This window comes from Embleya sp. NPDC050154 (assembly GCF_044460165.1).
Classification (GTDB): Bacteria; Actinomycetota; Actinomycetes; order Streptomycetales; family Streptomycetaceae; genus Embleya.
Genome location: NZ_JBITJP010000008.1, coordinates 139,867 through 149,502, shown reverse-complemented (window position 1 = coordinate 149,502; position 9,636 = coordinate 139,867). Strand labels below are relative to the sequence as shown.

Sequence of the window (9,636 nt, the reverse complement as noted above, 5' to 3'; positions counted from 1 at the left end):
CGTGCGGGGGGGGGGGGGGGGGGGGGGGGGGGGCGGCGCGGCCCGGGGGGGGGGGGGGGGGGCCGCCCCCGGGTGGGGGGGGGCCCCCGGCACGTCGTGTGCGTCGTCCTCAGCCGGCGATGTTCCGATCGGCCACCACGTGGTGGATGTGCACGTGGATCACCTGTTCGCCGTCGACCGGCTCGCGCTCCACCACCTTGTCCGCGCCCATGTATCGCGCGGCGATCCGACTCGGCCAGACCCGCAGATCGGCCGGATCGGCCGAGATCCGCGCCTCGCCCTCGACCACGACATACGCGTACGGCGGCCGATCGTCGTCCACGCACAGGCTCACCCGAGGATCGTTGGCAAGGTTGCGCCCCTTGACCGAGGACCCGAACGTGGTGAAGACAAGCTCGACCGTGTCCCCACGATCATCGAGATCGAACCAGATCGGGGCCACATGCGGCCGACCATCGGGGCGTACGGTGGCGAGCTTCCCGGTACGCGGTCCTGCCAACAGAAAGGCCCGCCACTGAGTCTCGGTCATGCGTTCCATACCCCGAGTCTCGCCGCTCGCCGCCCCGAATCCCGGTAGCCCCGCCAACGCTCCCAGCGATCCCCCACAACCCCCGACACAGGTGAACCCTCGTGATCGACGCGCAAAGCGCGGAGGAGCCACAAGCTTCGACCCCGAAGCCCACCACCCCCACCCAACGCCCCACCACCGACGCCCGACTCCCGGCGCGTCAGCGCCCCCGACCCACCCCACCCCGGCGATCGACGCGCGAAGCGCGGAGAGCGGCGGAGCCGCAAGCTTGGGCTTCGTGCCCCGGAGCGAAGCGGAGGGACACGAAGCCCCGAGCGAGGCACCACTTTTTTGCGGAGGAGCGAAGCGGGGGAGCAAAAAAGTGGTGCCTCGCGAGCCGGCGACGAAGTCGCCCAACAAATCAGTCGTGCAGCCGCTCGCCGCTCTTGGTCGAGAACAGGTGGGTCTCGCCGACGGTCGGGACCACGTGCAGGACCCCGCCCTTCTCCGGCACGTCACGCCCGGGCACCCGCACGACCAGCGGCTTGGTCTCGCCGTCGATGGTGACCGAGCCGTAGACGAAGGCGTCCGAGCCGAGTTCCTCGACCACGTCCACCGACACCGCGAGGCCCTTGCTGTCCTTGGACAGCCCCTCGGCCGAGTTGATCTTCAGGTGCTCCGGGCGCACGCCCAGGGTCACCTTCTTCGCGCCTTCGGCGACGGCCGCCTCGCGCGCCTCGCGGGAGACCGGGACGACCGCGTCGCCGAAGCGGATGCCGTCCTCGGCGAGGTCGACCTCGATCAGGTTCATCGCGGGCGAGCCGATGAAGCCGGCCACGAACACGTTGGCCGGGCGGTCGTACATGTTGCGCGGGGTGTCGACCTGCTGGAGCAGACCGTCCTTGAGCACCGCGACCCGGTCGCCCATGGTCATCGCCTCGACCTGGTCGTGGGTGACGTACACGGTGGTGATGCCCAGGCGGCGCTGGAGGCCGGCGATCTGGGTACGGGTCTGCACGCGCAGCTTGGCGTCCAGGTTGGACAGCGGCTCGTCCATCAGGAAGACCTGCGGCTCGCGGACGATCGCGCGGCCCATCGCGACGCGCTGGCGCTGACCGCCGGAGAGCGCCTTGGGCTTGCGGTCGAGGTACTCGGTGAGGTCGAGGATCTTCGCGGCCTCTTCGACCTTCGCGCGGATCTGCTTCTTGTCGACGCCGGCGATCTTGAGCGCGAAGCCCATGTTCTCGGCGACCGTCATGTGCGGGTACAGCGCGTAGTTCTGGAACACCATCGCGATGTCGCGGTCCTTGGGCTCCAGGTTGGTGACCTCGCGGTCGCCGATGTGGATCGAGCCGCCGGTGACCTCCTCGAGACCCGCGAGCATGCGCAGGGAGGTGGACTTGCCGCAACCGGAGGGGCCGACCAGGACCAGGAACTCGCCGTCGGCGATCTCCAGGTCCAGCGCGTTCACGGACGGGCGCTCGGCGCCCTTGTAGGTACAGGTCGCCTGCTTGTAGCTGACCGTGGCCATGGTGATGTGTCCTTCCACCGGCAGGAACGTGCCGGACGATCCGAGTGGAGGGTGAGGTACCCGGTGCTGGGCTGCCCGGGCCGCCCCGGGCAAGTGGTCTAGTCCATTCACAATGGACTAGCGATCACCGTACCGGGGCGCACGGCATCTGTCAGCAGTCCCGATCGTCCGAAATGTTTTGCGCGGGCCGCAAGGCCCTGCGAAATCCTGCTGAAACTGTCACTAGGCTGCGGGCATGAAGGCTCGACTGGCGGACATCGCAACGCAGGCAGGGGTCAGCGAGGCGACCGTGAGTCGGGTCCTGAACAGCAAACCCGGGGTCGCGGACGACACTCGGCGGGCCGTCCTGACCGCTCTCGACGTGCTCGGCTACGAACGTCCCGCCCGCCTCCGGCGGCGCAGCGCGGGCCTGGTGGGGCTGCTGCTCCCGGAGTTGGACAACCCGATCTTCCCGGCGTTCGCGCAGGTCATCGAGCGGGCGCTGGCGCACCACGGCTACACGCCGGTGTTGTGTACCCAGACCCCGGGCGGGGTCACCGAGGACGACTACACCGAACTGCTCCTGGAACGCGGGGTATCCGGGATCGTGTTCGTCTCCAGCCTGCACTCGGACTCGGGCGCGGACCTGTCCCGCTACCTGCGCCTGGTCGAGCGCGGTCTGCCGATGGTGTTCGTGAACGGCTTCGCACCGGGGGTGGACGCGCCGTTCATCTCCAGCGACGAGGCGGTCGCGGTGGAACTGGCGATAGGGCACCTCGCCTCGCTGCGGCACACCGCGATCGGGCTCGCGGTCGGGCCGGAGCGCTACGTGCCGACCGCGCGCAAGATCGCCGGCTTCCGGCGCGGGCTCGCCGAGCGGTTCGGCGTCGAGGACGCGGACGGCTGGATCGAACGCTCGCTGTTCTCGGTCGAGGGCGGCCAGGCGGCGGCGGGCGCGCTGTTCGATCGGGGTGCGACGGCGATCGTGTGCGGCAGCGACCTGATGGCGCTCGGCGCGGTACGCGCGGCGCGCGAGCGCGGGTTGCGGGTGCCGCAGGACGTCTCGGTGGTGGGTTACGACGACTCGCCGCTGGTGGCGTTCACGGATCCGCCGCTGACCACGGTGCGCCAAGCGGTGCAGGCGATGGGCGCGGCGGCGGTGCGCGCGCTGCTGGACGAGATCGGCGGGGGTCGGGCGCCGCGCACCGAGTTGATCTATCGGCCGGAACTGGTGGTCCGCGGCTCGACCGGACCGGCTCCGGACCGCCGTCTTCGGCCGGGCGGATAGCGGCGCGAAAAGCGGATAGCGGCGCGAAAAAGGGCCGCCGGCCGCGTCCCCGCAGCCTGCGGCCCCATCGAGCCCCGAGTCGGGTTCGAACCGACGACCCCGCGCTTACAAGGCGCGTGCTCTGGCCAACTGAGCTATCGGGGCGTGTACCGGACCATTTTGCACCGTGGCCACCCGGCGGGCGCAACCACCTTAGGGCTTTGTGGCACGGGAGTGTTCGCGTTAACGCGCGGTGATCGTGGGGAACAGGAGACACCTGCCCGGAAACGTCCGGGTCGGCGGTACTTTGTACGGCTGTCGGATGGTCCGCTGGAGGAACCATGACGATCGTTTCCCTGATCATCGCGGGCATCATCATCGGCGCGTTGGGGCGACTCTTCCTTCCCGGCGACCAGAAGATCGGCTTCCTGGCCACGATGGCGGTCGGCATCGTGGGCACGTTGATCGGCTACGGCATCGCCGCGGCTCTGGGTGTCGAGGACACCAGGGGGATCGACTGGATCCGCTGGATCATCAGCGTCGTGGTCGCCGTGTTCCTGGTCTCGCTGGTGGTGAAGTTCACCGGAAAGGGTGCCAGGCGCTGATTCCGTCGCACGGCCGCTTCCCCCGCGCAGCCGATTCCGGCGCACGGGCGACGATGGGAGAGGCCCACCGCGGGGGCGGAGTCGATCGGCTCCGCCCCCGCGTCGTGCGTGTTCGGCGGGCTGCGATCATGCGCGCATGGCTGGTGGAGTGTCGATGTGGCCGAGTATCGCGACGGCCGACTTGGTGGACGCGCTGGACCTGACGCCGGTGGGCCCCGCGGACTCGGGCGGGCCCGGCGCGGTGGTCGGCTTTCGTGCGCGCAACATCGTGACCCGGATACCGCGCACGCTCGGCGCGCAGGTGTTGGCGCAGACCGTGGTGGCGGCCGAGCGGGTGGTTCCGCACATGGCGGTGCAGACGCTCCAGGGAGTGTTCCCGCGTGCGGGGGATCCGGCCGAGCCGGTGGAGGTGCGAGTCGAGCGGCTGCATCAGGGCCGGTCGGCGGCGATGCTCCAGGTGGGCTTTCGGCAGGGCGGGCACGAGCACTACCGGGCGTTCGTGACGCTCGGTGTGGTCGGGCCCGAACTGGTGCGACACGCGGACCCGTTGCCGGCCGAGGTGGTGGGGCCCGAGGACTGCTCCGAGCTGCCGGTGTCGATGTTGCCGTGGGAGGTGCGCACGGTGGGCGGGCCGGCCGCGTTGCACCCGGACCTGGCCGGGCCGCCGGGTCTGGACCTGTGGACGCGGTGTACCGGGGTCGCGGACACCGCGACGATGGCCCGGGCGATTCTGGCCTGGTCGACCGAGGGCTTTTTGGGCCCGGTGGCGCTGCGGCCGTATCCGCAGGCCGAGATCGAGCGGCGGGGCGGGCGGGCGATGTCGGTCGCGCTGGCCCAGAACATCACCTTCCACGAGGGCTTCTCCGCGCACGAGTGGCTGCTGCTGCGGTGCGCGAGCGAGTACGCGGGCGACGGGCGCATGCACGGGCGGATCCGGGTGTTCACCCGAACGGGACGTCTGGTGGCCTCGGTGACGGCGGACGGGCTGATGCGGCCGGGGCCGCGCCCGTAACCACCCGGATCGGCCCGGGGCTCAGCCCAGGCTCCGGTACCCGCCGCGGAAGTGCAGCAGCGGCGGGCCCTCCGGGTCGGGCAGTCCCGTGGTCAGCACCTCGCCGACGTACAGGATGTGGTCGCCCGCCTCGACCACCTGGTGGGTGCGGCATTCCAGGGTGGCCAGTGCGCCGCCGACCAGCGCGGCGCCGGAGGCCGGGCCGCGATCGTGCGGGATGTCGGCGAAGATCAGCCGGTCGCTGATCCGGCCCGGGATCGCGAAGCGGGCGGCGATCCGGCTTTGGCTTCGGGACAGCAGCGACACCGCCCACAACGGCTGTTCGTCCAACACGTCGCGCATGCGCGCCTCGCGGCGCAGGCTGATCAGCACCAGCGGCGGGTCCAGGGACACCGACACGAACGCGGTCGCGGTCATCCCCACGTCGTCCACGGGACCCCCGTCGCCGGGGTCGCCCTCGACGGCGGTGATCAGCACCACGCCGGAGGCGAAACGGGACATCGCGGTCTTGAAGGCGGCTTCGTCGACGGGCTGCGGGGGTGGCACGGACACGGCTCCAGGGTATGCGGGCCGAGCGCCCGACCCGGGATCGGCCTCGCCGGGCGGGCGGGTCGGCGGACTCGTTCGGTCCCGTCGGCCGGACGGCACGCGCACGGGCCGCCTTGGTTGGAGCCCCGGGCCCGGACCCCTGCCCGGATCGCCCGGTCGTATCGGCGTCGGCCCCACACGGCTCGGTCCGATCCGGCCCGGCCCGGCTTGACCCAACGGCTCGCCCCGGTCACCGGTTGGCAGTGATCTCCCGGGTCAGGTCCTCGCGCCGGGTGGGTCCGGACGGGAGTTCGTCGGCGTGGAAGAACCGGACGGGATGTTTGTGCGCTGCCAGGCCGGCTTTGGCGCAGGCGTCACGCAGCGTGGCGGGCCCCGGCACCCGGGCGGGATCCTCGGCGACCACCACGGCACCCAGCAGTCGGCCGTCGGTGGGGTGCGGCAGGCCGATGACCGCGATGTCGCGGACGTCCGGGTGGTCCTTCAGGACTCGTTCCACCTCGCCCGGGCCCACCGCCTTGCCGTCGATCCGGATCAACTCGGCGGCGCGGCCGGTCATCGTCAGCACGCCGTCGGCCTCGTCGAGCACGGCCAGGTCGCCGGTGCGGTACCAGCCGTCGGCGAGCATCTCGGCCGTGGCCGCCGGGTCGTCGGCGTACCCGTCGAACAGCAGCGGGCCGCGTACGCACATCTCGCCGTCCGGGTCGAGCGCGACGTACTGCAGCGGGCCGGGGATCCCGCAGGCGCCCGGGTGGGCGAACAGGTCCGGGCCGGACAGCGCGGTGAGCGGGCCGGTCTCCGGCGTGTCGAGCACCACCCGTACGGTCGCGTTCGGCGCGATCCGGGCGATCTCCGCGAACACGGCGGTCTCGGTGGGTTCGGTGTCGGCGAACCGCAGTGTGGCCAGGGCCTCATCGTCGGCGGGCCGCTCGGGCGCGGTCTCGGCCAGCGCGCGCCACACGGCGGGCGCGGCGGTGAGCCGGGTCGCGGCGTGTTCACGCACCGCGGCGCGCAGCGCGGTCGGATCGCCGCCGGGCACCAGGACCAGGGTGTCCCGGGCGTGCCACTGGGCGAGTGCGAGTGTCCAGGTCCGGGCGTCGTCGAGGTCGGCCGCGAGCACGTGCGCCCCGCGCGACTCGGCGAGCGCGCCCGGGTGCGAGCGCAGCACCAGGACGCGGTGCGACAGCAGCGCGCCGCGGCGTCCGGCCGGCGCGATCAGGCACGGGTCGGTCTCGGCGGGCTCGATGTCCGACGGCTCCGGGAGGTCCTCGGGGTCCTCGTCGTCGAGGTCGGCGATCAGCGCGTCGGCCATCGCGGCCGAGTCCAGGACCAGGGCGGGCGCGTACGCGTCCGGGTGGGCGGGGTCGGCGGGTACGAGCACCGCGCCCAGTCGGGCGAGCGCCGCGAACAGCGGTACGGCCGCGATGCCCGGTCCGGTCGATACCGGCCCGCAGCCGACCCGGTCGCCGGCCTCGACGCCGAGCGCGAGCAGGCGGCGCAGTCCGAGTTCCGCCGCCGCGTCGACTTCGGCGAAGCTCAGCGAGCGTTCGCCGAGCACGATCGCGACCCGGTCCGCGGCGGCACGGGCCGCGTTGGCGAAGACCTCCCCGACGACCAGACCGGTCATGGGCCCAACCCCTGTCGCTCGACGCGCGATGTGTTCGCCGTATCGGCCTCCGCGACGCGCGCGCAAGATCGTACGAAGACCTGACGGACGTACGGTAGGGATTCCGTCGTCCGCTGGGAAGAGAGGTTGGCGATCATGCTCCGGATCGACTGTGCCTCAGCTCGCTGACGCATAGCGAACGGCCTGTACGGAATCTGATTGGTCGTCAGGTCGACGTGGCGAACCCTGGGTTGGTTCCCGAAAATGGGCTCCCGCCTCGTACGATGCGCGGTGGATGCCGGCGGAGGACGCGATTCCGGGGCGGCTCGGCGGTCCGACTCGATACGGTATGAAGCGTGAGGTGGCTCACAGTGACAGTCGGATCGATGACGGAACGTCGCCAATGCGAAGCCCGCTGTGATTCAGTTTCTCTGGTAAACGGACGATATCTGTTCAGAAGACACCGGCGTCGACCCCTGGGGGAGACCCATGACAGCCGAGACGGAGACCCACGTCCGGTTGGCGACTTTGCGCCTTTTGAACCGCGTCGTCGCCGACCTGAACGCCACGCGCGACCTCAAGGACACCCTCCAAGCCGTCGTCGACGGAGTGGTTTCGGGCCTCGGGTTCGGGGTCGCTGCGGTCAATCTCGTCCGCGCCGACGGCGACCTGGAGGTCGCGGCGGTGGCCGGCAACGACGAATTGCGCAAGGCGATGGCCGGCCAGATCGGCTCGCGCGAGGGTTGGGATCGCATTCTGGCCGCCGCCGAGCCGTGGGGTCCGCTGCGCTTCCTCGGGCACCGCTCGGGGCTGGCCGACGTGGGGGACGTCCCGAGTTGGATACCCGACCTGCCGATCGGCGATCACCCCGAGGCCTGGCATCCGCGAGACGCGTTGCTCGCGCCGCTGCACACGCCCGAGGGCGACCTGGTCGGCGTGTTGTCGGTGGACCTGCCGGTGGACGGCCTGCGGCCCGCGCCGTGGCGGCGCGAGGTGCTCGGCATGTTCGCCGCGCAGGCGGCGATCGCGGTGGACAACGCGCGGCTGCGCAGCGACATGCAGCGCGCGGTGGCCCGACTGGAGCGCGAGCAGTTGGCGCTGCGGGCCAGTGAGGAGAGCTTTCGGCAGGCCTTCGAGTACGCGCCCAGCGGCATGGTGATGACCGGGGTGCGCGGGCACGAGCAGGGCCAACTGCTGCGCGCCAACGACGCGTTGTGTCGGATGCTGGGCTACCCGGCGCCGGTGCTCAAGCGGCTCGGGCTCGGCGCCCTGGCGCATCCGGAGGACCGCCCGCTGCTCGGCGGACACCTGGGGGGCACGGTCCCGGTGGCGGGTTGTACCGAGCTGCGTCTGGCACGCAGCGACGGTACGTACCGCTGGGTCTCGTTGCGGACCTCGCAGGTCGCGGACGGACTCGGCGACCTGCGGTTCGGGTTGACCCACGTGGAGGACATCGAGGACCGCAAGCAGCGCGAACAGGCGCTCGTGCACGAGGCCAGCCACGACCCGCTCACCGGGCTGCCGAACGGGCGCGAGTTGCGCGCCAGGCTGGCCGCGCGGTTCGGCCTCGACCCCGGGATGCCCGCCGCCGACCCGGACGAGGCGGTCGCGGCGGTCGGCTCGGTCGGCGAGGTGCGCGAGCCGTACGCGGACGAGTGGGCGGTGCCCGCCGGCGCGATCCTGAGCGTTCCGGAGGGCGCGGTGGTGGTCGTGGACGAACCGCCCGCCGCCGAGCGCCGGGGCGTCGCGCTGCTGTTCTGCGACCTGGACGGGTTCAAGCACATCAACGACAATTTCGGCCACCACATCGGCGACGTGGTGCTCAAGGCGGTCGCCGAGCGGCTCACCGCCGCCGTGCGCGAGGGCGACACGGTGGCCCGGCTCGGCGGCGACGAGTTCGTGGTTCTCGCGGACGGAATCGGGCGCGAGGAGGCCGAGGAGATGGCGGTGCGGCTGCGTCGCGCGCTGTCCGTGCCGATCCCGGCCGAGGGCCTGGCGGTGCCGCTGGAGGGTGCGAGCTTCGGGATCGGCTGGGCGGAGGAGGCCGCCGAGCCCGAGGATCTGCTGCGGATCGCGGACGAGCACATGTACGCGAACAAGCGCCGTCGCGACCGGGCCCAGCGCCGGGCGGGCTAGGCCCAGGGTCGCCGCGGGCACCGTGCGGGCCGGCTCGGCTCGGGTGGGCGGCGGTCGGCGGTCCGGCCCTGGCGCGGGCCACCGCCATGGCGGTGGACGTATTGGGCGTCACCGGTGAATTCGGTCACCGAATCGATGGGTGGCTCGGGTCGGGTGACACGGGCGTGAACGGACCGGAAACGGGTCTGCGACCGGTCGCCATACGCATCAGTAGGGCCTTTTCGTGACAGTCCCGTCACTCGGACAACGCCACTTGTCCCGCCCATCGCCCGTTAGTGTGATGCCTGGTATTGACAAAGCTTGGCCTGGCGAACGTAGGGAGGACTACCCGATGACGGCGGGTACCAACGGTGAACCTGAAGACCCGTACGGGTACCTCTATCGGCCGGCGCCGGGTGAGGAAGCAGCCGAGGGGACAGGGACAACCGGTGCGTACGGTTCTTCCG

8 protein-coding genes and 1 tRNA gene are annotated in these 9,636 nt (G+C 71.6%); 4 read left to right on the top strand and 5 right to left on the bottom strand.

All coding sequences use genetic code 11. The features are described from left to right. Positions 1–109: 109 nt before the first annotated feature. Positions 110–538 (bottom strand): PPOX class F420-dependent oxidoreductase, encoded by a 429-nt coding sequence (locus ACIBSV_RS18870; protein ID WP_395864333.1) that lies wholly within the window; start codon positions 536–538, stop codon positions 110–112. A 391-nt stretch (positions 539–929) separates the two neighbouring features. Then, on the bottom strand, positions 930–2,039 hold the full coding sequence (locus tag ACIBSV_RS18865; protein ID WP_395864331.1) for an ABC transporter ATP-binding protein: 1,110 nt from the start codon (positions 2,037–2,039) through the stop codon (positions 930–932). A gap of 235 nt (positions 2,040–2,274) precedes the next feature. Between ACIBSV_RS18865 and ACIBSV_RS18860 the strand changes: the two genes are divergently transcribed. Next, positions 2,275–3,306: a LacI family DNA-binding transcriptional regulator gene (locus tag ACIBSV_RS18860; protein WP_395864329.1), complete on the top strand. Its 1,032-nt coding sequence runs from the start codon at positions 2,275–2,277 to the stop codon at positions 3,304–3,306. A 70-nt stretch (positions 3,307–3,376) separates the two neighbouring features. Here the strand turns inward: ACIBSV_RS18860 and ACIBSV_RS18855 are convergent. Further along, positions 3,377–3,450 (bottom strand) — tRNA-Thr (locus tag ACIBSV_RS18855). A gap of 176 nt (positions 3,451–3,626) precedes the next feature. On the opposite strand from ACIBSV_RS18855, the gene ACIBSV_RS18850 reads away from it, so the two are divergent. Both ACIBSV_RS18850 and ACIBSV_RS18845 read left to right on the top strand, forming a co-directional pair. Continuing rightward, positions 3,627–3,890, top strand: coding sequence for a GlsB/YeaQ/YmgE family stress response membrane protein (locus tag ACIBSV_RS18850; protein ID WP_395864327.1), 264 nt, complete (start codon positions 3,627–3,629; stop codon positions 3,888–3,890). A gap of 136 nt (positions 3,891–4,026) precedes the next feature. Continuing rightward, positions 4,027–4,902 (top strand): acyl-CoA thioesterase, encoded by an 876-nt coding sequence (locus ACIBSV_RS18845; RefSeq protein ID WP_395864325.1) that lies wholly within the window; start codon positions 4,027–4,029, stop codon positions 4,900–4,902. 21 nt (positions 4,903–4,923) lie between these two features. On the opposite strand, the gene ACIBSV_RS18840 is transcribed toward ACIBSV_RS18845, so the two are convergent. Next, on the bottom strand, positions 4,924–5,454 hold the full coding sequence (locus ACIBSV_RS18840) for a flavin reductase family protein (RefSeq protein ID WP_395864323.1): 531 nt from the start codon (positions 5,452–5,454) through the stop codon (positions 4,924–4,926). Positions 5,455–5,680: 226 nt separating this feature from the next. Continuing rightward, positions 5,681–7,075 carry a class I adenylate-forming enzyme family protein gene (locus tag ACIBSV_RS18835; RefSeq protein WP_395864321.1) on the bottom strand — a complete coding sequence of 465 codons (1,395 nt, stop codon included), beginning with the start codon at positions 7,073–7,075 and terminating at the stop codon, positions 5,681–5,683. Positions 7,076–7,543: 468 nt separating this feature from the next. Between ACIBSV_RS18835 and ACIBSV_RS18830 the strand changes: the two genes are divergently transcribed. Further along, on the top strand, positions 7,544–9,190 hold the full coding sequence (locus tag ACIBSV_RS18830) for a diguanylate cyclase domain-containing protein (protein WP_395864319.1): 1,647 nt from the start codon (positions 7,544–7,546) through the stop codon (positions 9,188–9,190). Positions 9,191–9,636 lie beyond the last annotated feature (446 nt).

Bases quoted from the DNA above. Each gene is read 5' to 3' on its own strand.
- ACIBSV_RS18870 (WP_395864333.1), bottom strand. From the start codon at position 538: ATGGAACGCATGACCGAGACTCAGTGGCGGGCCTTTCTGTTGGCAGGA.
- ACIBSV_RS18830 (WP_395864319.1), top strand. From the start codon at position 7,544: ATGACAGCCGAGACGGAGACCCACGTCCGGTTGGCGACTTTGCGCCTT.
- ACIBSV_RS18850 (WP_395864327.1), top strand. From the start codon at position 3,627: ATGACGATCGTTTCCCTGATCATCGCGGGCATCATCATCGGCGCGTTG.
- ACIBSV_RS18865 (WP_395864331.1), bottom strand. From the start codon at position 2,039: ATGGCCACGGTCAGCTACAAGCAGGCGACCTGTACCTACAAGGGCGCC.
- ACIBSV_RS18835 (WP_395864321.1), bottom strand. From the start codon at position 7,075: ATGACCGGTCTGGTCGTCGGGGAGGTCTTCGCCAACGCGGCCCGTGCC.
- ACIBSV_RS18860 (WP_395864329.1), top strand. From the start codon at position 2,275: ATGAAGGCTCGACTGGCGGACATCGCAACGCAGGCAGGGGTCAGCGAG.
- ACIBSV_RS18845 (WP_395864325.1), top strand. From the start codon at position 4,027: ATGGCTGGTGGAGTGTCGATGTGGCCGAGTATCGCGACGGCCGACTTG.